The following is a 22,767-nucleotide window of genomic DNA, read 5'->3' on the forward strand; positions in this document are numbered from 1 at the left end:
TGCTATGGGAAGTAATGTTTCTCGTGTTGATCATGAACACCATGTTTCTTTATGGAACGTGCCCAATGTTTTGACCGTTTTCCGTCTGGTTCTGGTCCCGGTATTCATTTGGCTGATGTTCCTTGAGGCTTCTGCTGCGCGCTGGTGGGCTGTTTTAGTCTTCATGGTTGCTGCCGCAACAGATCAGCTTGATGGGCATATTGCGCGTTCGCGAAATCTCATCACAGACTTCGGTCGTTTGATGGATCCGATTGCGGATAAGGCGCTTACGCTGGGTGCATTCATCGTGCTCTCGATTGCTGGATTGTTGCCGTGGTGGGTGACGATTCTGATTGCTGTTCGCGAGCTTGGTATTACGGCTTTGCGTGCAGTTTTGTTGCGACGTGACATTGTTGTGTCGGCAAATAAGGGTGGCAAGCTGAAGACGGTTCTGCAGATTTTCGCGATCTGGTTGCTTCTGATTCCGTGGCAGTCTCTGGGTGCTTCGTGGCCCGCATATGCTTCGCTGACCCACGGAATGCTGATCTTCGGTTGGGTTGTCGCAGGCCTGGCATTGGTGATGACTGTCTGGTCTGGTCTGGTTTATGTTGTCGAGGGCGCGAAGCTCTGGAAGGCAAGCTCACCTCAAGTTGAGTCAAAGTGACTCAACTTATTTAATGGTGAGACACACTTCGCCTTTCGCGTCTTATCGTTGAAATTTCGCGGATAATGTCCGCATTTCTTGTGCTATCCAGTCGGTGGGTTGGTCTTATCACGTGGTCTGCACGCGCATTTCTATATGATGGGGGATACTCTTTTCTTATGAATGCTTCACTGACTACCGCACCTTTATTGAGGACTGAGCTTGGCGACGTCCTGCGTGGTATCCGTCAGCGTCAAAAGCGCACGCTCAGAGAGGTCTCTGCCGGCGCTCAAGTTTCGCTGGGATATCTGTCAGAGGTAGAGCGCGGTCAGAAGGAAGCGTCGTCAGAGTTGCTTGAAGCTATTTGCGAGGCCCTCGATGTCCCGCTGTGGTTTGTTCTGCGTGAAGTCTCTGACCGCCTTGCCGTTGTAGATGGCGTTGTCGTTCCGGATACTGTTCCGGATGATCTTGTCCCTGTTACCTTGATTAGCTGACGCGTGAAGGTATCTGAATTCTGGGAGGGCGTTGACGCTGTCTTTGGGGCGACGCTCGGTCGTTCATACACGTCTGACCTCTATCTCACTTCGCTACGTGGAACGTGCGAAGAGGCTCTTGATCGCGGGGTTGCTCCTCAGGAAGTGTGGGATGCGTTGGTCGATGAAGCGGGTGTTGATCCGTCTATGAAGTGGATTCATCGACTGGATCAAAAAGAGCGACGTAGGTCTCGTTCGTAGCTTTCGGCGCGTCGCCCGAAGGTGTAGAACATCTGTTCCATATATCATTTCTTATAGATGGCGCATTTTGCCCCCACTTATCCACAGGTAAGCAGGTGTGCAATGTGGTTTGCCCATGGTCAGGCATATCGTCATTGTGTGTCCTCGGAGAGGGGATCACACTTCAAAGGCCAGAATAATCGTCAGCCGGTGAGGCTCGGATCTTAAGAAGGACATCATGGCAGGTCGCAAGAATGCACCCGTGTCTGCTCCCAAGGGAAATGACCGCAACAAGGCGCTCGAAGTAGCGCTTTCTCAGATTGATAAGCAATTCGGTAAGGGCTCTGTCATGCGCTTGGGCGACGACTCGCGTCCGCCGGTACAGGTGATTCCCACCGGTTCGCTTGCTCTGGATGTTGCTCTCGGCATCGGTGGCTTGCCACGTGGTCGTGTCATCGAAATCTACGGACCCGAATCCTCCGGTAAGACCACCGTTGCTCTCCATGCTGTCGCCAGCGCTCAAAAGGCTGGCGGTAACGCAGCGTTCATTGACGCTGAACATGCTCTTGACCCGGTATATGCAAAGGCACTGGGTGTGGATACGGACGCTCTGCTGGTTTCTCAGCCCGATACCGGTGAACAGGCCCTTGAAATTGCAGATATGTTGATCCGCTCCGGTGGTATCGACATTATTGTTATTGACTCGGTTGCAGCCCTCGTTCCTAAGGCTGAAATCGAAGGCGAAATGGGCGATTCCCATGTTGGTCTTCAGGCTCGCCTGATGAGCCAAGCACTTCGTAAGATCACGGGTGCGCTTTCTGCCACTGGGACCACGGCCATTTTCATTAACCAGCTACGTGAAAAGATCGGCGTATTCTTTGGTTCTCCCGAAACGACAACGGGTGGCAAGGCTCTGAAGTTCTACGCATCGGTTCGCATTGATGTTCGTCGCATTGAAACCTTGAAGGAAGCGGGAGCCCCGGTCGGTAACCGCACGCGTGCCAAGGTCGTGAAGAACAAGATGGCGCCACCCTTCAAGCAGGCCGAATTCGACATCGTCTACGGCAAGGGCATCTCGCGTGAAGGTTCGATTATCGACATGGGTGTTGAGGCTGGCGTCGTGCGTAAGTCGGGATCCTGGTTTACTTACGGGGACGATCAGCTTGGACAGGGCAAAGAAAACGTCCGTCAATTCCTGATCGATAACCCTGAACTTGCCACAGAGATCGAAAACAAGATTCTGGCAGCCCTCGGAATCGGTGAACCACTTGAGTCCGAAGATGAAAACCAAGATCTTCCTGACATTGATCCGATGGAAGATGCAGGTTTCTAACACCAATGGTTCGTTATCTGGATCCTGAAGATCATCCGGAGCTCGAACGAACGTGCAAGGCGCGCTCCTCAGTCGGAGAGCGTCTTGCACGCTTAAAAGAGAAGAATGCTGCTCTGACGGGCACTGAAGCGATCGAAGCGGCGCGTGAAGTTGCTCTTCGACAGCTTGATTCTCGGAGTCGTTCGACTGGCGAATTGCGTAGCGCTATCGTCGCAAAAGGTTTCTCAACCGAGACTGCCGACGAAGTGATCGATCGCCTTCAACAGGTTGGGTTGGTTGATGATGCTGCTTTTGCTCGCATGCTTGTTCATGATCGTTTTGAACTTGGTGGGAAGACCGGGCGAGCACTCGTTGAAGAACTACGACGTAAAGGACTGTCGCGCGCTGACATTGAGCAAGCACTTGCTTTGATAAAACCTGATGATGAAGCGAACAAGGCATTCGATCTTGCCATGCGAAAGCGCAGGTCAATGGGCAATGTCAGTCGCCAAGTTGCCTATCGTCGGCTGGTTGGTATGTTGAGCAGAAAAGGGTATTCGCCTTCGGTTGTCTCAAGTGCCGTCTTGCAGGTGCTTGCTGATGACGTCGAAGCTGAAGACAACGAATAGCACACCATGCTTTGTGGCTGTGCGTTGAGTGGAAGAATCTCATGCCTGTAGAAGAAGCAGTTGAACTGATTCAACAATGCTCACTGAATCATGTCACCGTCAGCGTTGCTGAATCACTGACCGGTGGAAAACTGTGCTCCACATTGGTTGATGTGCCGGGAGTATCAGCTGTCCTTCTTGGCGGAGTGTGCACCTATGACACCAAATTAAAAGCTCAGATCCTGGGTGTTGATCCCAGCCTGTTACAGTCATTCGGTCCCGTTGACCGGCGCGTTGCAATTCAAATGGCGCGCGGAGTCTGCGAGCTCACTGGTTCAGACCTTGGCATTGCAACGACGGGGGTTGCTGGTCCCGGACCGCAGGGACTTCATCCTGCCGGAACCGTGCATGTCGCCTGCGTGATGGGCGCTGTTGAGCGCCATCGCCTCTTCCACTTCATGGGGGACAGGGAAGCAGTACGCAACCAGAGTGTCAGTGCAGCTCTCAGCCTTGCCCACAATGTTCTTCACTTCACCCGAACCGATGGGAATGATTAAACTGTCCGCGATGGAAACGAATGTAGACGAAGCATCTCAGGTAGCTCTTCCGCGCACCTATGCGATTAAAACGCTGGGATGCCAGATGAACGTTCACGACTCTGAGCGTATGGCTGGCTTGCTGGAAGAAGCTGGACTCATCCCGGTTGACCGTGTTCCTGCAGCTCAGGCACGAGCAACTGATGCCGGTGACATGGGTGCCGACGTTGTTGTTATCAACACCTGCTCGGTTCGCGAGAACGCCGCGACGAAGCTGTATGGCAACCTCGGTCAGCTCGCGTCGGTAAAACGTGAACGTCCGGGCATGCAGATCGCCGTCGGTGGATGTCTTGCGCAACAGATGCGTGACGGCATTATCGATAAGGCTCCATGGGTTGATGCAGTGTTTGGAACACACAATATTGATGTGCTCCCCGCCCTGTTGAAGCGTGCTGAACACAACCGCAAAGCTGCTGTCGAAATTGAAGAATCGTTGAAGGTCTTCCCATCGACTCTGCCCACTCACCGCGAATCCGCGTACGCTGCGTGGGTTTCAATCTCCGTGGGTTGCAACAACACGTGCACCTTCTGCATCGTTCCTCATCTGCGCGGTAAAGAACGAGATCGTCGTCCCGGAGAGATTCTGTCCGAAGTTCAGGCGGTCGTCTTAGAAGGTGCGATCGAAGTGACGTTGCTGGGACAGAACGTCAATTCATACGGTGTCGGTTTCGGTGAACGAGGCGCATTCGCCTCTCTCCTTCGCTCAGTGGGGCAGATCGAGGGTCTCGAACGCGTACGTTTCACATCACCTCACCCGGCTGCCTTCACGGACGATGTGATTGCGGCGATGGCTGAAACTCCTACCGTGATGCCCAGCCTTCATATGCCACTTCAATCTGGCTCCGATGCGGTGCTTCGTCAGATGCGACGCTCCTATAGGCGCGAAAAGTTCATGGGTATTCTCGAAAGAGTCCGCGCCGCGATTCCCGATGCTGCGATTACGACAGACATCATTGTTGGCTTCCCCGGTGAAACCGAAGAAGACTTCCAACAGACGCTGGACGTTGTCGAACAGGCTCGATTCTCGTCAGCGTTCACGTTCCTCTATTCCCCGCGTCCGGGTACGCCAGCTGCCGATCGTGAAGACCAGGTTCCCGATGATGTCGCACTGGAACGCTACAAGCGCCTCGTTGCTCTTCAAGAGCGAATTTGCGCGGAAGATAATGCTGCATTGGAAGGCACCACGGTCGAGGTCCTGATCTCTGAGGGCGACGGTCGTAAAGATGGTGAAACACTGCGCGTGACCGGGCGAGCCCGCGATAATCGCTTGGTGCACGTTGCTTTGCCGGAGGGCATCAGCGAAGCAGATAAGCCACGTCCTGGCGACATGGTGACCGCTACCGTCACTCACGGCGCCCCGCACCACTTGATCGCAGATTCGGCTCTGACAGGTGGTGGTCTATGGACTATGCGCCGTACGCGCGCAGGCGACGCATGGGAGCGTCGCCAAGCTCATGAGGAAGACGAACGCGTGTCGTTGGGTATTCCGACGATCCGCGTGGGACGACCTCACTGAAACTGCTGTTCCCTAATAGACGCATAGCAGGTGTGCTCCGCTCGACGAGCGATGCACACCTGCTATTTCGTTTCGCGAATCGCGCACCAATCGTGTGCGCACTGATCAAGACTTACGCGTGGGCCAGCAAAGCCGGCATTTCGTTCAATGCTTGCAGTGTCACTCCCAGTCCGCGACGCACCATCGCATGGATCTGACGGTCTGACATTCCCTTGCCAGCGAAGAAACGGGTCGCCAAGATAACGACCTTGCTATCTTCAGTTTCAAGAGCGAACGTGGTCGGCTGAAGATGGTCGACGTTCCACTTATTGGTGAGTTCGTTCAGGCGAGGCATGTCGAGCTTAGCTGCTCTCTCAGCGTCGAGTTCCATGCGTGCTTCGATCTGAATCCACGGAGAATCTGCTGGTTCGCGGTGAATCTGGATGCGAGCACCTTCAACATCAGTGATAACAACGAATTCGTTTGAGCCGTGGGACAGTCCATCTCCAGCAACAACGTTTTCAATTCGTTCAATGCTGACCTCAGAAACCTCGGTACCCCACTTTTCAGCGGCTTCATCAGCTTCCATGCCCGGTGCCGGCGTAGCGGTCTGGGACAGGTGCTGGATCGGTGACTCGGTCAGTGGTGAGGCGCCGTCACCCATCGAAAACGACTTCCATTCAGGCATTGGAGGCCTCCTTTGTCCACGGGTCAACGTACATCTGGTCAAGACGGTTTTGAACCGCGATGGATGCGAGCACGAACTGCTGGACCTCTTCTGTCAGCTGCTCATGAGTCGCCCCAGCTACCCAGTTGAAGCAGTGGAAGAGGCGGATACCGATCATCCCTTGCTCGCTGGTGTAGGTTGTCGCCTTCGGCACGTATGTTGAAGCGTTCAACGTGCGCATTGTTTCAAGCAGAGCTTGCTGGTGCGACGGGTGGAAGAAGCGGGGGTAGTCGACAACGCCCTGTGCTGGAGACGTGGGCGGGACGATGAATCGGATTGTGCGGTTTGGAAGCAGAGCAGCAACTTGATCCTTGGACGAAATGAAGGGGAAAACGCCCATGTCTTCAAGTGCGCGTGCAATGCGGTCGATGGTGACCGGATCTGTTGTTGTCACACTCATACTGCTACCTTACGGGGTTTGGTAGACGGCGGGAAATAGGAAGTGCCATTTAGACTGAACCCATGGCTGACACTCATTCTTTAATCCCAAGCGCTGATGCGCGCTGCACCACGTCTGATGCTCAGGTGGGGGATTGTGAGAGCCAGGCGATGACTCTAGCGAATCCGTCGCAACTGATTGTTGCTGTTGTTGGACCGACAGCGTCGGGCAAGTCTGATTTGGCTCTGGATCTTGCCGAAGAATTGGGCAGATGCTGGGGAGCAAATGGCGGTCAGATCGTGAGTGCTGATGCACTTCAGCTGTATCGGGGCATGGATGTTGGCACGGCGAAGACGCCGCTGGAGGAACGTCGCGGGATTCCTCACTATCAACTCGATGTTCTCGACATCAGTCAGGAAGCGTCGGTTGCCCACTATCAGACGCATGCGCGAGCGGACCTAGAGGCGATCCACGGCGAGGGAAGCGTTGCGATCGTTGCCGGCGGCTCGGGTCTTTATCAACGTGCGTTGCTCGATCATATTGAGTTCCCTGGAACAGATCCGAAAGTACGCTCTGCACTGGAAGAAGAAGCGGAAGGCCCGCTGGGCAGTCGGGGGCTTCATGGCAAACTCGAGGCCCTCGATCCGGTGTCTGCTTCTCGCATTGATCCGCACAATGCTCGTCGTATTATTCGTGCCCTCGAAGTCATTGAACTGACTGGCAAACCCTATTCGTCGCATATGCCGGTCAAAGAGTTCGTGAAGCCGTCTGTGATGATCGCGATCCGCCGTGATCTCGATGAATTGGATCGACGCATTGTTCTTCGCACCCAGATGATGTTTGATGACGGTCTGATTGAAGAGACTCGCGCCCTGATCGATCAGGGCTTGCGCGATGCGAAGACGGCGTCGAAGGCGACGGGGTATGCCCAGGCAATTGCGGTGATCGATGGGCAGATGAGCATCGATGAAGCGAAGGAATCGATCGCTATCGCGACCAGGCAGTTGGCCAGGCGTCAGATCAAGTGGTTGCGCCCTGACCATCGCGTGATCTGGATCGATGCCGAAGACGGAACCTCGAAGAACGACCTGCTGGACCGGGCACTGAAGATTGTCCAAAAAACGGCGGATGACTACGCCGGCGCGCAGACCCACTAGCGTTAACGATATGACTGCTCTACGTCCCTCAACTCGTATTGCGAAAGCCCACGGCACTGGGAATTCTTTCGTTGTCTACACAGATGCCGATGACACAAACGATATCGATGCTGTAGAGGTGCGTCGTCTCTGCTCGCCTGCGTTCGGTATCGGCGCTGATGGGCTGATGCGTGCCGTCATGAAGGATGGTCGCTGGTTCATGGACTACCGCAATTCCGACGGGTCGATCGCGGAAATGTGCGGCAACGGTATCCGCGTCTTTGTTGATCATCTGCGCCGCGAAGGCCTGATAACCGATGAGGAAATTGAGGTGGGCACCAGAGGGGGAGTTCGCACTGTCCGCGTTATCGATCAGGGGGGCGAGGCCGAGGTCCTGTACCGCGTTGACATGGGTCCGGCTCGATCCAGTGGAACGGCCGACATTGACGTGACGATCCCGGGCATTGAGCAGACCCTGCGCGGAGTATATGTGGATATGCCGAACCCGCATACGGTTGTCGCGCTTGCGAGCGAAGAGGAACTCCACAACATTATCTTCCCGGCCACTGATGCGTCCGAAGCCCCCGAGGTTATGCGCCCCACCTATGCGCCCTCGAATGAGCGCGGTACAAACCTTGAAGCCGTCGTTGACCTGACCGGCCCGGAGGATCAGAGTGGCCACATTCGTCTGCGCGTCCTTGAACGCGGAGTGGGTGAGACCCTTGCGTGTGGCACGGGATGTTGTGCGGCGGCCCTTGCAACGGCTATTCGTCGAGGTGAGGGAGCACCGGCCTCGTGGATCGTTGACGTGCCGGGAGGTCGCGTGTGGGTTGATCTGGACGATGTCCTGAGCTGGGAGAACGGTCAGCCACATGTCACCGACGCTTCAGTGATTCTGACCGGTCCTGCGACTCGCGTTGCTACATTCGAACTCGTCTGAGCCTGTTTCTCTCGCTCAAAGGTCTGCGTCACCCGTAAAAAGTGGGGGCAGAAGTTCAGGCGCCCGAGCGAACCTTGATAATGCGGTAACCCTTCTTTGACGCGTACTTTTCAGCGCCGTATCCGCGGCCATTCAGCCATGAAATGAGGGAATCGGCGCCAAGGTTTCGCTGCACAACAAGATAGGCGACACCCGTGGGGCTCAGGCGGTCGAGCCATCGCACCAGCAGAGCATGCAGAGCCTCTTTGCCGATACGGATCGGCGGGTTTGACCATATGACGTCAAAACGAACGTCATCGGTGGCCACGGCTGCAAGGGCCTCGTCTTCGCTCATCGCGCGCACATTGGTGCAACCGTGAGACGTGGCGTTCCGGCGCGTGAGATCAATCGCCCGATCGTTCACATCAACAGCCCAGACGGTAGCTTCAGGCGCTTCCTTTGCCATTGCCAGAGCAATCGGACCCCAACCGCATCCCACATCAAGGAAAGTGCCGGTGGCGGGAAGGCAAGGAGCTTCGGCAAGAAGCTGGCGAGTTCCTAAATCCAGACGGCTGGTCGAAAACACCTTCGATGAGACGGACATGTCGAAGTTATGGCCTCGTACGCTGTAGGTCAGCTTCGATATCTCGTCGGCGCGAGCAGGGCTGGAATGAGAAAAATACTGTTGATTCACGCTCTTTAGCCTAGCGGGTTGACTGCCTGGCAACGAACGCACTGAGAGGGGCGTAGGTCGCACGCCGACCGAATAGGTGCCACACTTAGAGGGCAGACATACGCGGAAGGAACTGAATGGACAATCCCGGATTCTCGGCTGACGACGAATTGGCACAACAGCGCGCGAATGACGTTGTTGCACGCATTCTGGCGCGTCGAGGCACGGCGCTGGAATCCACCGCCGGTCAAGATCACTCCGCAGATGCTGGCGATCTTGAACGAGAGGCACGTGCCGGTACCCGTCGTATCCAGGGTTATGCCAACGATCGTGAGGAAATCTCCGAAGTCGAATACCGCCAGGTTCGCCTCGAAAAGGTTGTCCTTGTCGGTCTGCGGACGACGCAGACCGAAGAAGAAGTCGAGACTTCGCTACGTGAGCTTGCTGCGCTCGCGCAAACCGCCGGATCTCAGGTCCTCGATGCGGTCGTGCAAAAACGGGTGAAGCCGGATCCTGCCACCTATCTGGGGTCAGGTAAAGCGAAAGAGCTCGCGGGGATCGTGCGCGCCGTTGAAGCCGATACCGTCATTGTTGATGAGGAATTGGCCCCTTCCCAGCGACGCGGACTGGAAGATGTTGTCGACGCAAAGGTCGTTGATCGCACCGCTCTCATCCTCGACATTTTCGCTCAGCACGCGAAGTCGCGTGAAGGTAAGGCGCAGGTCGAGTTGGCTCAGCTCGAATACTTGCTTCCCCGTCTTCGTGGCTGGGGCGATTCGATGTCCCGTCAGGCGGGTGGTCGAGTCGCGGGTGGTGCGGGTATCGGTTCACGAGGTCCGGGCGAAACGAAGATCGAATTGGATCGTCGTCGCATTCGCACGCGCATGGCGAAGCTCCGCGAAGAAATACGAAAGATGGAGCCTGCCCGGCGCACTCAGCGTTTATCGCGTCGTCGCGGAGCTGTCCCTTCCGTCGCTATTGTTGGCTACACGAATGCTGGTAAGTCCACTCTGCTCAACCAACTGACGGGCGCAGGGGTCCTGGTTGAAGACGCTCTGTTCGCCACCCTTGATCCGACGGTGCGTCGGACCCAGACAGCGGATGGTCGCGAATACACGCTGTCAGACACGGTTGGTTTTGTTCGGAATCTTCCCACCCAGCTGGTTGAAGCATTCCGCTCTACCTTGGAAGAAGCGGGCGAAGCCGACCTGCTCGTTCACGTTGTGGATGCCGCGCACCCCGATCCGGTGGGACAGGTTGAGGCTGTCCACCAGGTGTTGGGTGAAATTGAGGGGGCTCTCGCTATCCCCGAAATTATCGTGCTGAACAAAGCCGATCTTGCATCTGCAGAGCAGTTAGCACTGCTTCGCACCTACTTCCCGTCGTCGGTAGCAGTATCCGGATACACGGGCTTTGGAGTCGATGAACTTCGCCATCGCATTGAAGAAGCTCTACCCAGGCCTCGTATTCAGATTGACTGCGTGATCCCATATTCGCGTGGCGACCTGGTCCATCAGATCCACGAGGATGGCGAAGTCGATCACGAAGAATATGTTGCCGAAGGAACGCGCATTCGAGCTCGAGTTGATGAGCACCTTGCAGCGCTCATCCGTGACGTGGCGCTACCGGTCGCTACCGAAGGTGCCCCCTATACTCGCCAGGACAATGGCGAATGAGTGAGGAAGTAGGACCGGGAAACTCCGAAGCCAGCAAGGCCATCGAGGTTCTTGATGCGGTGATCGAATCAATGGGTGGCACGCAACGTGATGGCCAGCGACGAATGGTCACCGATATCAGCGAGGCCCTGAATTCTGACGGTCATATTTTGATCCAGGCGGGCACCGGTACGGGTAAGTCGATTGGCTACCTCGCGCCACTTCTCAGTCACTGCGTTGCAACTGGCGAGCGCGGCCTCGTCACCACCGCGACTTTGGCACTCCAGAGGCAGATTCTGACGAAAGACGCGCCTGCGGTCCAAGACGCAGTTGCGAAAGTGACGGGTATTCGTCCCACTGTCGCTGTGCAAAAGGGCTGGTCAAACTATCTGTGTTTGAACCGTGTCAACGGTGGGTATCCGGACGAGGGCACACTGTTCGACCCGGCACATGCCCCGTCGGCACACTCGTCGACTTCCGCGCTTGGCAAAGAGGTTCTGCGTCTTCGTCAATGGGCGAAGGAAACCGATACTGGTGATCGTGATGATCTGGTCCCCGGTGTTGATGACCGAGCGTGGAGGCATGTCAGCGTCGCCAAACGTGAGTGTTTAGGCAAGACCTGCCCCTACGTTGATGACTGTTTCGCCCAGCAGGCGCGGGAGGCAGCCGGAGAGGCTGACCTGGTGGTCACGAACCATTCTCTATTTGGCATCCATTGCACGTCGCCGAACGATCTGTTTGAAGACATTGGTCCAGTCGTTGTCGACGAAGCCCACGAACTTGCTGAGAGAGTACGAAGCCAGGCGACGATGACGCTATCGCAGGCCATGATTCATCGCGTATCACGCAGGCTTCGAACCAACGCGAAGCTTGAAACTGATGCTCTTGATATGGCTACAGTCGATTTTGTTGCCGCTCTGACCCCGTGCGGGGAGGGGCTGATGGGCTCTCGTCCTCAGGCGCTTGTCGGCGCATTAGCGCTGCTCGATAATGTCTCACGCGAACTCGGAACTCAGCTACAGGCGTCATCTGCTGATCAAGCAGACAAGATACTTGCGCGCGGGTCGCTGGACGAATTACGGGACTTTATCGCCGGATGGAGTGAGGACCCGGCATCGATGGCGACTTTTGTGACGAAAGATGACGCGGGGAATATGTCGCTGAATCTAGCGCCCCTTGACGTTGCGCTTCCCGTTGGGTCCAAAGGGTTCTCAGGTAGGCCGGCAATCTTGACCTCAGCGACTCTGACGTTGGGTGGTTCTTTCGACCAGATGGCACGCGATTGTGGATTCATGGTGTCGAAGCAGCCGTGGACGTCGCGCGATGTGGGCACACCTTTCGATCCGGCGCGCCAGGGGATTCTCTATATTGCTTCCGGCTTGCCAGATCCTGGGCCGGGTGGGTTGTCTGACGCTGCTACGGATGAATTGGTGGCCCTTGCCCAGGCCTCCGATGGGGGAATGTTGGCGCTGTTCAGTTCGTGGAAGGCAGCGAATCAAGGGTACGAGGCTCTGAAGGATCGGACAGAACTCACCGTGTATCGCCAGGGAGATGAAACCTTGAGCGTGCTGGTTAACCGATTCCGTAGGGAGCGCGATGCGTGTTTGGTTGGCACCTTGTCGTTGTGGCAGGGTGTTGATGTTGTGGGCGACTCGTGTCGACTGGTCGTCATCGACCGCATTCCATTCCCGCACCCCGATAATCCGGTGACGAAGGCTCTGTCCCAGGATGCCGATGCGCGTGGTATTGGAGGGTTTTGGGGTGTTTCTCTTCCTCATGCCGCGCTTCTGATGGCGCAGGGGGCTGGGCGTCTGATTCGATCGGCGTCGGACAGGGGAGTGGTGGCGATCCTTGATCGTCGTGTGGACACGAAGTCCTATGGTGGATACCTGCTGAATTCGTTGCCGAGAATGTGGGTCACACGCGATCAGGAGGTCGTGAAAGGGGCCCTAAGTCGCTTGTCCAAGGTTAATTGTTAACAATGTCCTGAAATTGGGTGACGTAGTTACCTTGAAGCAATGCGAAATCGAGATAATGTGATTCAAATTTGAGACTATGAGACCACTCAACGAGGAAGGAAGGCATCGTGCCTGGACGTGTGAATAGCTTGTATCCCCCGAAGTCATCGGGTCGTCCGTCAAAGATCGCTGTCGTAGGGGCTGGGGCCGTTGGCACGGCAGTCGCCTACGCGTGCGCAATGCGCGGTGATGCTCGAACAATCGTTCTTCAGGACATTAACAAGGCCAAGGTTGAAGCCGAAGCTCTCGACATGGCACACGGTATTCAATTCACTCCGTGTGGCAGTGTTGAAGGCTCAGATGATGTTGAAATCGTCCGTGGGTCTGACCTTGTGATTGTGACCGCTGGTGCCAAGCAGAAGCCGGGGCAGTCGCGCCTTGAACTTGCTGGTTCAACTGTTGAACTGATGAAGAAGATTGTTCCGAACCTTCAAAACGTTGCGCCAGACGCAATCTTCATGTTCATCACGAATCCCGTGGATGTTGTTACCTATGTGGCGCTGAAGCTGACCGGTCTACCACGCAATCAGGTATTTGGATCTGGCACTGTGCTTGATACGTCGCGTTTGCGCTACCTGGTGTCGCGTGAAACCGGCGTGGCTACCCAGAATATTCACGCCTACATTGCTGGTGAACATGGTGACTCAGAAGTTGCACTGTGGTCCTCCGCTGAGATTGGTAATGTTCCCCTTGAGCACTGGGGGCCAACCTTGGAGGGTAAACCGTTCGATATTGGATTGCGTAAACGCATTGCTCAGGATGTTGTTGAGTCTGCCTACAAGATCATTGAAGGCAAGGGTGCGACAAACTACGCAATTGGTCTTGCCGCATCGAATATTGCGAGTGCCGTCCTTAGAGACGAAAATCGTGTTCTTACCGTCTCTAGCCTGCTGGAGGACTGGGAAGGCATCTCGGATGTCTGCATGGCTGCGCCGACAATCGTTGGTCGTTCGGGTGCGGGCAGGGTCCTGAATCCGCCGTTGACGCTGAATGAACGCGATGGTCTGACTGCCTCTGCGACGCGCCTGCGTCAGGTGGCAAGGGACTTGGGCTTCTAAGTTCTGTATCTGTCCAGTGTGGGGAGTGCCCGTTGGGTGCTCCCCACACGTGTGTGCTGTGCGAGCAGGGGTACGAGGCCGGGGCTACGCCCCGGAAGCGACTATGCCAAGGAACGCAGGACGGTGACCACCTTGCCCAAAATGGTGGCTTCATCGCCTGGGATGGGGGCGTAGGATTCGTTGCATGGCAGGAGCCAAATATGGCCGTCTGTCTTTGAGAACACCTTGACCGTAGCTTCGCCGTCGATCATGGCGGCAACGATTTCTCCCTGGGATGCGTTCGATTGGGAACGAACAACGACGAAGTCGCCGTCCAGAATGCCAGCGTCCACCATGGACTCTCCGCTGACCTCCAGCATGAACATTTGCCCGTGGCCGGTAAGTCGAGTGGGTAGCTCGAAAACATCTTCCACGTACTGCTCTGCTGTGATCGGAGCGCCCGCGGCAATACGGCCAACCAGGGGGATTGACGAACTGTCTTCGTCAACGTGTCCGGCTGGCAGGTCAATGGTGACCACGTTCGTGACTGTTTGAGGTGCCGGAGTAGTTGGCGCGTCCACGCCGAGCTCCTGTTTCGCTGTTACGGAGAGTTCAAGGGCGCGCGGTAAGCCGGGGACTCGTTGGAGGTAGCCGGCGCGTTCCAGTGCGTCCAAGTGGTACTTCACGGTTGATGGGGAAGCAAGGTGTGCGCGTTGGGCAATCTCTCTGACAGAGGGAGGAAAACCGTGCGCGCTGACCTCTTCGTGAATGACAAGAAGGATCTCTCGCTGGCGACTAGTCAGCGTTGCTTTGTCTGTCATGAGGTTCTCCGTGAGGTTGCGTGCAATTCGGTTTCTACATGGTTGCTGATGCACTTGTTAGGTCAGATTATCTGATTCTGACGCGAAAATGAAACATTTGTTCGAATAAGTCTCGACTTTTGTTTGAAGACCTGTTATCGTACAAGTGTTCGACGAACATATGTTCGATATGTTGTGAAGGAGATCCTCATGAATGCATGTGCCGGTGCTACTCTTGCCCACGACGCTCATCCACACCTGCACCTTGTTCAGGGGATGGCTGATGGCGCCGATGTGGTCTCGATTGAGTCTGCTCCTTCCGCTCGTCGGCGCAAGGGCGTTCTTCGTCAAGATGATCCTGCAACGCGTCGTCGTCCGGCTTGTCGCCACCAATCGGTCGTGGTTCAATCGACCATGTCGATCGGACATGTCGTTCGTGGCGTGTGTGCGACGCTCGCTCTCAGCGTTGTTGCGGGCCTGGCTGGATTCGCCCTGGCTCCCGATGTCTATTCAGGTCCGACCATTGAACATGCTGTGACCGGTGGGGAATCGGTCTGGTCGCTGGCTCAAGGCGTTGATACCGATCGCAACCTGGAAGATGTTGTGACAGATATTCAGCGTTTGAATGGCATCGAAGGTGGCTTGCAGGTGGGGCAGAAGGTTATCCTTCCGCTGAACTAACACTCAGGTCCCCCCACCTCATGCGCGTTTCTTTTTCGTCTTTCTTATTTGCCGTGTAGCGTTAAAGGCGTGCATTGCCCTTTCTGTCATAACCCAGATTCACGAGTCGTCGATACCCGCATCGCAGATGATGGTGCCTCGATTCGTCGTCGTCGCGCGTGCACATCATGTAAGAGGCGTTTCACCACGCTTGAAACATCCTCGTTCCAAGTCGTGAAGCGCGCCGGTGTCGTCGAGCCTTTCTCGCGCAACAAGGTTGTTTCCGGTGTGAAGAAAGCATGCCAAGGGCGCCCCGTTTCTGACGACGATCTCGCAATCCTGGCGCAACAGGTTGAAGAACAACTCCGCTTAACCGGAGTTTCAAACGTCTCTTCCGATGAAGTTGGAAAAGCGATTCTTCCCTTCCTCCGTGACCTCGACGAAATCGCCTACCTTCGTTTTGCTTCCGTCTATCGAGCCTTTAATACCCTCGAAGACTTCGAAGAAGCCATCCGCATCCTGCGTGAGCGTAATAAAGACAATGCCTCCGCATCCACTTCGGGCTCACACTCTTCATCCAAGACGAAGAAGGCGCTATCGAACCGAGAGATTCTGGATTCTCTACTCGACTCGTGATTAAACGTTTCGGCGTCACCGTGACAGCTAGTCGTTCTTTCGATTCGTAAACTGGCGAATTTTAGTTGTCGCAGAGTCGGCGACCTCCATTACCTGTTCGCGAACACGCTTACGCATGACCTTTCCAAGCTGGGAGCGAGGAAGCTCCGTCATCACCACGAGCTGGCGTGGTAGGGCATAGTGAGCAATAGACTTTTCGGCCCACTGGCGAACATCAGCAAGAGTGATCGAAGCGCCGGCTTCAAGGACAATTGCTGCGACGACATCTTCGCCGGTCGAGCCGGCAGGAATACCGATAACCGCTACGTCGCGAACTCCTGGCATAGAGCGAACAGCGTTCTCAACCTGGCTGGGGTACACGTTAAAACCAGAGGCGTTAATCATTTCCTTACGACGATCGGCCATGTAGATGAAGCCGTCGCGCACCTGGACAAGGTCGCCCGTACGAAGCCAGCCCTCTTCGGTGAAGATCTCAGCTGTTTCCTCCGGCTGCTCCCAGTATCCGGAGAACACCTGGGGGCCTCGTGCAATGAGTTCGCCAATTTCACCGTCTTCGACATCCTTCGTCGGATTATCTTGGTCGACAATGCGGATTTGCGTGGACGGATAGGGAACGCCAAGAGCGCCCGGGCGACGGTTCTTTGCTAGAGGGGAACCTAGGAGGATCGGTGAGGCTTCGGTCATGCCATAGCCTTCAATCATCAACCCGCCAGTCTTTTCTTCCCAGCGTGATGCCAAGTCAGCAGACAGTGGCATAGCGCCCGAAAGTGAGAACGTCATCGACGTCAGATCGACATCCATGGTGGCTGCCGTAGTCAGCAAACGTTCGTACATTGGTGGAACACCAAGGAAGAACGTACAGGGAAGACGCTTCTGGCTGGTCAGAATCATGGTTGTGTCGAATTTCGGAAATAGCGCAATTGTGGCACCCAAACGCAAGCCCGACAACAAGCCAATGGTGAAGCCAAACGCATGGAACAGGGGAAGAACGCAGTAGAACACTTCAGCGTTCTCGTGCAGGATCGGTACCCATGCGATCGACTGGGCAATGTTCGCCATCAAATTACGGTGTGTAATGCAGGCAGCCTTCGGAACACCTGTCGTACCGCCCGTATGAATCAGTAGCGCCGGATCGTCAGGACTCGCAGGGCAAGAAGTGGTCCAGCGTGGAGCTTGATCTACAGCCTGGTCCCACGAACGAGCCCATGATGGGGGACGCGTCGACAAAGCGTCACGCTTCGTGCGAGCAGACTTGATCGGAAGCTTCAAAAGCAACTGGCTCGGACCGGGAAGAGCCTTCGTCAGGTTGACAGCAAAAACCGTGGTCGCACGATCAAGGAACGTCAGCTTCGACAGGGTCTTTTCCCATGCGATGACAACGCGTGCGCCGTGGCGGTTAAACTCCTCGTGAATTTCGTGGTCAGGAGCCAAAGGATTGTGCTCAACCACGATTGCGCCAAGGTGCATCGTCGCAAGAATTGCAACAACATGCTGAGGACAGTTTGGCATCGCTAGGGCAACTCGATCCCCCTGGCGAACTCCTGCATTGGCCAGCACAGTTGCTGCCCTGCGTACGCGCGTCATCAGTTGCGCGTACGTGGTTGGGCGCGAGAAGAAGTCCAGAGCAATCTGATGCGGATAACGTTTCGCTACCTCTTCAACCATCGCAGGAATGGTCTGATCCGGCACCTCAATAGTTTCAGGGACGCCGGGGGCATATTGGGCTCGAAGCTGGTCAGTAAGAGTCACGTTGTCCTCCGATTCTTTACTACCTACGATACCGTAGGTTAGTTGGGACCAGGCCGAGAAAAGACCACATAAGCGTTTTTCCTACAGGGTCGTCGTAATCAGACGAATAGTGTCCTTCATCGAGCGAATCTTCTCGATCGCATCGATCGGAAGTTCGGAAGAAATGTCGGTCAGCACATAGCCGGTTGATCCTGCAGTTCCCAGAATCTGACCACCAACATTCGCGCCCATCTCGGCAAAGGTGTGGTTGATATTCGCCAGAACACCGGGAGTGTTCTTGTGGATCAGACGAATCCTGTAGCGAGACTCTTGCGAAGCATTCAAGCTGAGGTTCGGCAGGTTGATCGACATGTCGGTTGAGCCGGTGTCCTGGTAGTCACTGATTTTCCCCGCGACGAAACGACCAATATCGTACTGAGCCTCTTCCGTCGAACCACCGATGTGTGGAGTAAGAATAACGTTATCCAGCTTGATCAAAGGTGAATCAAAAGGATCGCCATTCTTCTTCGGTTCTTGGGGGAACACGTCAACGGCAGCGCCGGCCAAGTGACCCGACACTAGCGCATCATGCAGGGCATCAATGTCGACGATAAAACCTCGCGACAAATTGATGAACAGCGCACCGGGCTTCATCATCGCGAACTCACGAGCGCCAAACAGATTGGAATTTGTTTCCTGACCATCAACGTGGATCGACACGATATCCGCTTCGCGCAATACGGATTCCATCGTCGGCATCTGGGTGGCGTTGCCCAGAGACAGGCGCTCGGCCATATCGTAGAAGATAACGTTCAAGCCCATTGCTTCAGCAAGCACGGACAGCTGAGTGCCGATATTGCCGTAGCCAATAATGCCAAGCGTGTGACCGCGAACCTCGTGTGCACCATCAGCGCTCTTGTCCCAAATGCCACGGTGGAGGCGAGAATTCTTCACGGTGACGCGACGCGACAGGTCAATGATTTCGCCGATTGCCAGTTCCACAACGGAACGCGTATTCGAATACGGAGCATTAAAGACCGAGATGCCCAGCTCGGTGGCTGCTTCCAGGTCGATCTGGTTCGTCCCAATGCAGAAAGCGCCAATCGCTTTGATCTGCGGGTTGGCTTCGAGAACGCGTCGCGTCACTTGGGTCTTCGAGCGAAGACCCAAGTACTCCACGCCCTCGAGGGCTTTAATCAGCTCATCTTCGTCCAAGGCACCCGCGTGGCGAGACACATCAATCTCGTTCTTTGCGAAAACCTCGTCAGCAACCTTATGGGGATTCTCAAGCAACAGTGCGCGTGTCATGCCACCATAGTGCCAGAAAAACACCAAGCGATTGCAAAAGTGTTCGTGCTACGGATAGAACCGTCTTACCACTGATCCATTCCCCTGGGAAGATCGCTCGAAGTGATAGCAACCAAATCATGCGTCGCACGAGTCAAGGCGACGAACAGGTCACCAACACCTTCAGCAAAGATCTCGCCGGGCTCAACCACGATAACGGTGTCGAACTCAAGCCCCTTGGAACTCGAGGCACTGAGCAAAGCAATCCGCGAATCAAGTGCGCTCTCACCTGTGGAATCGGCATGCCATGCGTGGCCTCGTGAATCTGAAACCAGAATCGCGACCCTGCCGCTTCCTTCACCCGAAGTGGCATCAAGTCGCTCACACGCCTGCGATGCCGCCTGAATTGCTGCCGCCCACGCCGGCGAATCCTCGCGTGCGACCATATCCGTATCTGCTTCAACAGTCACGACGCGGTAGCAGTCCTCAACGTCGCGGACCGCGCTCATCGGGTGAATGACAGGCTTACCTGCGCGTGCCATCACGGCCTCAGCGATGGCGGTCAATGTCGCCGGAGTACGGTAGGACACCGTCAGAACAAATTCATCGCTGTAGGCTCTGCTTGCCGGCCCCAAGGCTTCAACCCACGTCTTCGGACGCTTCGATCCGCGTCGCTGATCCAAATCACCAACAATCGTGAACGACCGCGACGGACAACGACGCAACAAACTACGCCACGCCATCGGGGAGAGATCCTGAGCTTCGTCAACGACAATATGGCCGTATGCCCACTTGCGATCGTTGGCTGCCTGCTCAGCAAGGGGAGTCCACATTCGCTGAGACAATGTGGACTCGGCAAGCTGCTCAGCATTCACGATGCCTCCGCCAAGCCCCTGGCCTTCGATCGCAGCTCGTGCGCGTTCAATTGCAGCACTTTCTGATTCTGAGGATTCGATGCGTGATGTGGGCATCGGTCCAAGCAATTCTTCGAGCTCGTCTAACAGGGGAATATCGGCATCGGTCCACTCAGCACTATGACGCTCAACGAGTGGCAACAGGCGGGGTGAAACGGGGCGGCCTGCTCGATCGTTAATATGCGCCAACAGTTGGGGACGCGCATAGAGACGACGAAGAAGAGTCTTGGCGGACGTTGGCATCCACGCAAGATTGATCGCGCGACGCGCATCAATGGAGTCGCGGATTTCGCTGATCCACTCCGCTTTATCCTCGTTGGAAGCAAGTACTCCACCGGCCGACGAGGCATCGGAGGCTAGGCGCTCTGCCAGAACCTCCATCAGCTCCAGAGCAAAACCTTCGCGCGCCTGATTGTGAGTGCGACGCGTATGCCGTGCATGGCGGATCGCTTTCGACACGTCATCCGGCGTCAGTGTCACCGTGCGACTCCACACCTGCAACGTGGTCGGTGCCGATAATTCGCGTGGCAACATTTTGACCGCTTGCTTCAGTAGCTGCGCCCAGCCGATATGACCTTTCGCTTGGGCAACGCCCAGTGGCTCCGTTCCACGTGCGTCTACGCCGGGCAACAGGTCGCCCATGGTCGTCGAAACGACGCCAGTTTCACCCAGTGAGGGAAGTACCTGTTCGATGTATCGCAAGAAAATGCGCGACGGCCCGACCAAAAGAACACCGGAACGCTCTAAGCGCTCACGTTCGGCATACAGCAGGTAGGCAATGCGGTGCAGGGCGACGGCTGTTTTACCGGTTCCCGGACCGCCTTGGACGACGATCGCGCCGTCGCGAGGAGCACGAATGATGGCATCCTGTTCGGACTGAATTGTCGCGACAATATCACCCATGCGACCGTCGCGAGCCTTATCAAGGGCGCTCATCAACGCGCCTTCGCCTTGAAGATCCATACCTTCGGCTCGCGACGAATCCAGCAGTTCATCCTCAAGCGCGACGACGGTGCGCCCGTGAGTTGTAATGTGGCGCCTTCGCACGACACCCTTTGGGTCGACGGCAGTTGCTTGATAGAAGGGCATCGCTACGGGAGCTCGCCAGTCGATCAGGAGGTGCTCGCCGTCGGCGGTCGATAGGGCAACGCGACCAATGTGGTGGTGGTCGCCGTCAGCCATGTCGAGGCGACCGAATACAAGGCGGTCTTCAACGGCCTCGAGGCGTGCTGCCATATCACCAAGGTGAGCCGAGAGTGCTTCGCGTTCTGTCCAGGCCTGAGGATTTCCTGCGCCGTGGATTGCGTGCGTTCGCGCCTGCTGGTCACGGTACTTTTTTCGAAGCTCATCCACCCTTGCATACGCGGCGTCGACATGGCGTTGCTCCGGTATGGACGCCGGCGAAGCAGAAGTCGATGAGTCAGTCATGCGCGTACTTTCGAGGAATGGACAAGATAGCGACCATCTATTGTGCCTGAAAAACTGCGACCAGGTGCAACTGTCCGCGATCTGCGACGCAGGGGAGATAGATTCACGAGGCCGACTATTCGCCCAAGGCGAATATCAGTGGGCCCGTCGGGCGCTCCGGCCTGTTTCCGAGTAGCGTTGATAGTACGAATTGTTCGTCGAGTTGAATTGACGAGCATGGCATTGGACAGAACAGAAATGAAAGGGCATGTGAACGTAATGAAACCGAATGATGCCCTTCTTTTCGAGCGAGGGCCGGCCAGTGAAACTCATTCGCGCATCCTAGTGATGCACTTCTACGGAAGCATGGATGCTGGCGGAGCCGGTCGTATGGCAGTTGCTGAAATGCTTCGCGCCCTGCCGAACGAACGTGTTGCGACTTTTGATTCCGATCAGTTCTTGGACTACCGCTCTCATCGTCCGATCATGACGGTCCGTGATTGGGTCAGCGAAGAAATGGTGACTCATGAAATCGCAATCGACAGAGTTCGCGATGACTTGGGGAACCCGATTTTGCTTCTGCACGGTCCTGAACCGGATGCAAAGTGGGAGGCATTTGCGCGCATTGTTGCTGACTTTGTGAAGGAAGCTGGTGTTGAGATCAGCGTGTCCTTCCATGGCATTCCTTCGAGTGTTCCACATACTCGTGCAACCCCGGTTCACGTGCAGGCCACGGATGCTTCTTTGATTCCGCCTCAGCCGAAGATGGCGGGGTCACTGCAGTTCCCTGCACCGGCAAGTTCCTTCGTTCAGCGTCGTCTTGCTGAACGCGGTGTGAATGGTATTGCTCTTCTTGCTGCGGTTCCGTTCTACATGGCAGAGTCTGGGTACCCGGCGGGCTCCTCTGCGCTGTTATCCAGCCTGTCTGATTTTGCTGATCTGTCGTTGCCGGTTGGTAACTTGGAGTTAGGAGCAGCTCAGGATCAGGGCACGATTGAGCAATTGATCGAAGCAAATCCAGAGATCATGGCGACTATTACGTCCCTTGAAGAGCATTATGACGCGTGGAGTCCTGGCGAATCTTCCTTTTCCTTGAACTCTTTTGGTACTCAGACTCCGCTGGGTCATACTCCTCAACAGGACAAGGACATTGGTGATGTCATTGAGCGCTACTTGGCGAACTTGTCGCAGAGTGAAACAGTATCTGACGATCAGCCGAGCGCCGACGACCAGAGCGTAGAAATGGTGGAAGAAGATCCCCTGACCGCGGCGCTCAAGCGTGTTCACCTGCGTGCAACAGATCCAGAGGCCGTTCGTGCCATGACTCCTCGTCACCGTGCCGATAGCGGGGATGACGCATCGCTGCATGTCGAAGAGCACACCACCGATGAAACCGATCCAAACGAAGAGGCGGATAGCGGAGAAACAGGCGCCATCTGAATCAG

At 55.8% G+C, this 22,767-nt stretch carries 22 protein-coding genes; 15 read left to right on the top strand and 7 right to left on the bottom strand.

Annotated elements, in window-relative coordinates; genetic code table 11:
- Positions 1–4: 4 nt before the first annotated feature.
- The 7 genes from pgsA to miaB all read left to right on the top strand — a co-directional run bounded on the left by pgsA (position 5) and on the right by miaB (position 5,367).
- On the top strand, positions 5–643 hold the full coding sequence (pgsA, locus tag G5S47_RS02635; RefSeq protein WP_179370501.1) for a CDP-diacylglycerol--glycerol-3-phosphate 3-phosphatidyltransferase: 639 nt from the start codon (positions 5–7) through the stop codon (positions 641–643).
- A 158-nt stretch (positions 644–801) separates the two neighbouring features.
- Complete coding sequence (locus tag G5S47_RS02640; protein WP_006681714.1) at positions 802–1,116, top strand: helix-turn-helix domain-containing protein; 315 nt, start codon at positions 802–804, stop codon at positions 1,114–1,116.
- A gap of 3 nt (positions 1,117–1,119) precedes the next feature.
- The gene (locus tag G5S47_RS02645) at positions 1,120–1,356 is read left to right on the top strand and encodes a DUF3046 domain-containing protein (RefSeq protein ID WP_006681713.1); all 237 of its coding nucleotides are present in this window, start codon (positions 1,120–1,122) and stop codon (positions 1,354–1,356) included.
- Positions 1,357–1,573: 217 nt separating this feature from the next.
- Positions 1,574–2,668, top strand: a complete 1,095-nt coding sequence (recA, locus tag G5S47_RS02650; protein WP_219585768.1) for a recombinase RecA — start codon at positions 1,574–1,576, stop codon at positions 2,666–2,668.
- Between the two features lie 5 nt (positions 2,669–2,673).
- Entirely contained in the window at positions 2,674–3,276 is a 603-nt protein-coding gene (locus tag G5S47_RS02655; protein WP_219585769.1) for a regulatory protein RecX, read from the top strand.
- Positions 3,277–3,317: 41 nt separating this feature from the next.
- The gene (locus G5S47_RS02660; RefSeq protein ID WP_219585770.1) at positions 3,318–3,812 is read left to right on the top strand and encodes a CinA family protein; all 495 of its coding nucleotides are present in this window, start codon (positions 3,318–3,320) and stop codon (positions 3,810–3,812) included.
- Positions 3,813–3,822: 10 nt separating this feature from the next.
- The gene (gene miaB, locus G5S47_RS02665) at positions 3,823–5,367 is read left to right on the top strand and encodes a tRNA (N6-isopentenyl adenosine(37)-C2)-methylthiotransferase MiaB (RefSeq protein WP_257878492.1); all 1,545 of its coding nucleotides are present in this window, start codon (positions 3,823–3,825) and stop codon (positions 5,365–5,367) included.
- 112 nt (positions 5,368–5,479) lie between these two features.
- Here the strand turns inward: miaB and G5S47_RS02670 are convergent, their stop codons facing one another.
- Together G5S47_RS02670 and G5S47_RS02675 are read right to left on the bottom strand one after the other, a co-directional pair.
- On the bottom strand, positions 5,480–6,034 hold the full coding sequence (locus tag G5S47_RS02670) for a type III secretion system chaperone family protein (protein WP_179370499.1): 555 nt from the start codon (positions 6,032–6,034) through the stop codon (positions 5,480–5,482).
- On the bottom strand, positions 6,027–6,473 hold the full coding sequence (locus G5S47_RS02675; RefSeq protein ID WP_219585771.1) for a YbjN domain-containing protein: 447 nt from the start codon (positions 6,471–6,473) through the stop codon (positions 6,027–6,029). Before G5S47_RS02675 ends, G5S47_RS02670 begins: the two co-directional genes overlap by 8 nt.
- 149 nt (positions 6,474–6,622) lie before the next feature.
- Here G5S47_RS02675 and miaA point away from each other — a divergent pair, with 149 nt between their 5' ends.
- Both miaA and dapF read left to right on the top strand, forming a co-directional pair.
- Positions 6,623–7,609, top strand: coding sequence for a tRNA (adenosine(37)-N6)-dimethylallyltransferase MiaA (gene miaA / locus G5S47_RS02680; protein WP_219585861.1), 987 nt, complete (start codon positions 6,623–6,625; stop codon positions 7,607–7,609).
- Positions 7,610–7,619: 10 nt separating this feature from the next.
- Entirely contained in the window at positions 7,620–8,528 is a 909-nt protein-coding gene (dapF, locus tag G5S47_RS02685) for a diaminopimelate epimerase (RefSeq protein ID WP_006681705.1), read from the top strand.
- 55 nt (positions 8,529–8,583) lie between these two features.
- Here the strand turns inward: dapF and G5S47_RS02690 are convergent, their stop codons facing one another.
- Entirely contained in the window at positions 8,584–9,201 is a 618-nt protein-coding gene (locus tag G5S47_RS02690) for a class I SAM-dependent methyltransferase (protein WP_219585772.1), read from the bottom strand.
- Between the two features lie 116 nt (positions 9,202–9,317).
- Here G5S47_RS02690 and hflX point away from each other — a divergent pair, with 116 nt between their 5' ends.
- From hflX to G5S47_RS02705, 3 genes are all read left to right on the top strand, one after another.
- Positions 9,318–10,856 carry a GTPase HflX gene (hflX, locus tag G5S47_RS02695; protein ID WP_219585773.1) on the top strand — a complete coding sequence of 513 codons (1,539 nt, stop codon included), beginning with the start codon at positions 9,318–9,320 and terminating at the stop codon, positions 10,854–10,856.
- Positions 10,853–12,814: an ATP-dependent DNA helicase gene (locus G5S47_RS02700; protein ID WP_219585774.1), complete on the top strand. Its 1,962-nt coding sequence runs from the start codon at positions 10,853–10,855 to the stop codon at positions 12,812–12,814. Before hflX ends, G5S47_RS02700 begins: the two co-directional genes overlap by 4 nt.
- A gap of 107 nt (positions 12,815–12,921) precedes the next feature.
- Complete coding sequence (locus G5S47_RS02705; protein ID WP_006681701.1) at positions 12,922–13,911, top strand: L-lactate dehydrogenase; 990 nt, start codon at positions 12,922–12,924, stop codon at positions 13,909–13,911.
- 101 nt (positions 13,912–14,012) lie between these two features.
- Here the strand turns inward: G5S47_RS02705 and lexA are convergent, their stop codons facing one another.
- The gene (gene lexA, locus G5S47_RS02710; RefSeq protein WP_006681700.1) at positions 14,013–14,711 is read right to left on the bottom strand and encodes a transcriptional repressor LexA; all 699 of its coding nucleotides are present in this window, start codon (positions 14,709–14,711) and stop codon (positions 14,013–14,015) included.
- A 189-nt stretch (positions 14,712–14,900) separates the two neighbouring features.
- Between lexA and G5S47_RS08485 the strand changes: the two genes are divergently transcribed.
- On the top strand, positions 14,901–15,371 hold the full coding sequence (locus G5S47_RS08485) for a LysM peptidoglycan-binding domain-containing protein (RefSeq protein ID WP_006681699.1): 471 nt from the start codon (positions 14,901–14,903) through the stop codon (positions 15,369–15,371).
- 69 nt (positions 15,372–15,440) lie between these two features.
- Complete coding sequence (nrdR, locus tag G5S47_RS02720) at positions 15,441–15,986, top strand: transcriptional regulator NrdR (RefSeq protein ID WP_006681698.1); 546 nt, start codon at positions 15,441–15,443, stop codon at positions 15,984–15,986.
- A gap of 27 nt (positions 15,987–16,013) precedes the next feature.
- Here the strand turns inward: nrdR and G5S47_RS02725 are convergent, their stop codons facing one another.
- From G5S47_RS02725 to G5S47_RS02735, 3 genes are all read right to left on the bottom strand, one after another.
- On the bottom strand, positions 16,014–17,735 hold the full coding sequence (locus tag G5S47_RS02725) for an AMP-binding protein (RefSeq protein ID WP_006681697.1): 1,722 nt from the start codon (positions 17,733–17,735) through the stop codon (positions 16,014–16,016).
- Positions 17,736–17,816: 81 nt separating this feature from the next.
- Positions 17,817–19,022, bottom strand: a complete 1,206-nt coding sequence (serA, locus tag G5S47_RS02730; RefSeq protein WP_040318683.1) for a phosphoglycerate dehydrogenase — start codon at positions 19,020–19,022, stop codon at positions 17,817–17,819.
- A gap of 65 nt (positions 19,023–19,087) precedes the next feature.
- The gene (locus tag G5S47_RS02735; protein ID WP_006681695.1) at positions 19,088–21,343 is read right to left on the bottom strand and encodes a HelD family protein; all 2,256 of its coding nucleotides are present in this window, start codon (positions 21,341–21,343) and stop codon (positions 19,088–19,090) included.
- Between the two features lie 258 nt (positions 21,344–21,601).
- Here G5S47_RS02735 and G5S47_RS02740 point away from each other — a divergent pair, with 258 nt between their 5' ends.
- Positions 21,602–22,762 carry a PAC2 family protein gene (locus G5S47_RS02740; protein ID WP_131367668.1) on the top strand — a complete coding sequence of 387 codons (1,161 nt, stop codon included), beginning with the start codon at positions 21,602–21,604 and terminating at the stop codon, positions 22,760–22,762.
- The last annotated feature ends 5 nt before the right edge of the window (positions 22,763–22,767 follow it).

It is taken from the genome of Schaalia turicensis (genome assembly GCF_019380255.1).
Classification (GTDB): domain Bacteria; phylum Actinomycetota; class Actinomycetes; order Actinomycetales; family Actinomycetaceae; genus Pauljensenia; species Pauljensenia turicensis_A.

Bases quoted from the DNA above. Each gene is read 5' to 3' on its own strand.
- pgsA (WP_179370501.1), top strand. From the start codon at position 5: ATGGGAAGTAATGTTTCTCGTGTTGATCATGAACACCATGTTTCTTTA.
- G5S47_RS02640 (WP_006681714.1), top strand. From the start codon at position 802: ATGAATGCTTCACTGACTACCGCACCTTTATTGAGGACTGAGCTTGGC.
- recA (WP_219585768.1), top strand. From the start codon at position 1,574: ATGGCAGGTCGCAAGAATGCACCCGTGTCTGCTCCCAAGGGAAATGAC.
- G5S47_RS02655 (WP_219585769.1), top strand. From the start codon at position 2,674: ATGGTTCGTTATCTGGATCCTGAAGATCATCCGGAGCTCGAACGAACG.
- G5S47_RS02660 (WP_219585770.1), top strand. From the start codon at position 3,318: ATGCCTGTAGAAGAAGCAGTTGAACTGATTCAACAATGCTCACTGAAT.
- miaB (WP_257878492.1), top strand. From the start codon at position 3,823: ATGGAAACGAATGTAGACGAAGCATCTCAGGTAGCTCTTCCGCGCACC.
- G5S47_RS02670 (WP_179370499.1), bottom strand. From the start codon at position 6,034: ATGCCTGAATGGAAGTCGTTTTCGATGGGTGACGGCGCCTCACCACTG.
- G5S47_RS02675 (WP_219585771.1), bottom strand. From the start codon at position 6,473: ATGAGTGTGACAACAACAGATCCGGTCACCATCGACCGCATTGCACGC.
- miaA (WP_219585861.1), top strand. From the start codon at position 6,623: ATGACTCTAGCGAATCCGTCGCAACTGATTGTTGCTGTTGTTGGACCG.
- dapF (WP_006681705.1), top strand. From the start codon at position 7,620: ATGACTGCTCTACGTCCCTCAACTCGTATTGCGAAAGCCCACGGCACT.
- hflX (WP_219585773.1), top strand. From the start codon at position 9,318: ATGGACAATCCCGGATTCTCGGCTGACGACGAATTGGCACAACAGCGC.
- G5S47_RS02700 (WP_219585774.1), top strand. From the start codon at position 10,853: ATGAGTGAGGAAGTAGGACCGGGAAACTCCGAAGCCAGCAAGGCCATC.
- lexA (WP_006681700.1), bottom strand. From the start codon at position 14,711: ATGACAGACAAAGCAACGCTGACTAGTCGCCAGCGAGAGATCCTTCTT.
- G5S47_RS08485 (WP_006681699.1), top strand. From the start codon at position 14,901: ATGAATGCATGTGCCGGTGCTACTCTTGCCCACGACGCTCATCCACAC.
- serA (WP_040318683.1), bottom strand. From the start codon at position 19,022: ATGACACGCGCACTGTTGCTTGAGAATCCCCATAAGGTTGCTGACGAG.
- G5S47_RS02735 (WP_006681695.1), bottom strand. From the start codon at position 21,343: ATGACTGACTCATCGACTTCTGCTTCGCCGGCGTCCATACCGGAGCAA.
- G5S47_RS02740 (WP_131367668.1), top strand. From the start codon at position 21,602: ATGAAACCGAATGATGCCCTTCTTTTCGAGCGAGGGCCGGCCAGTGAA.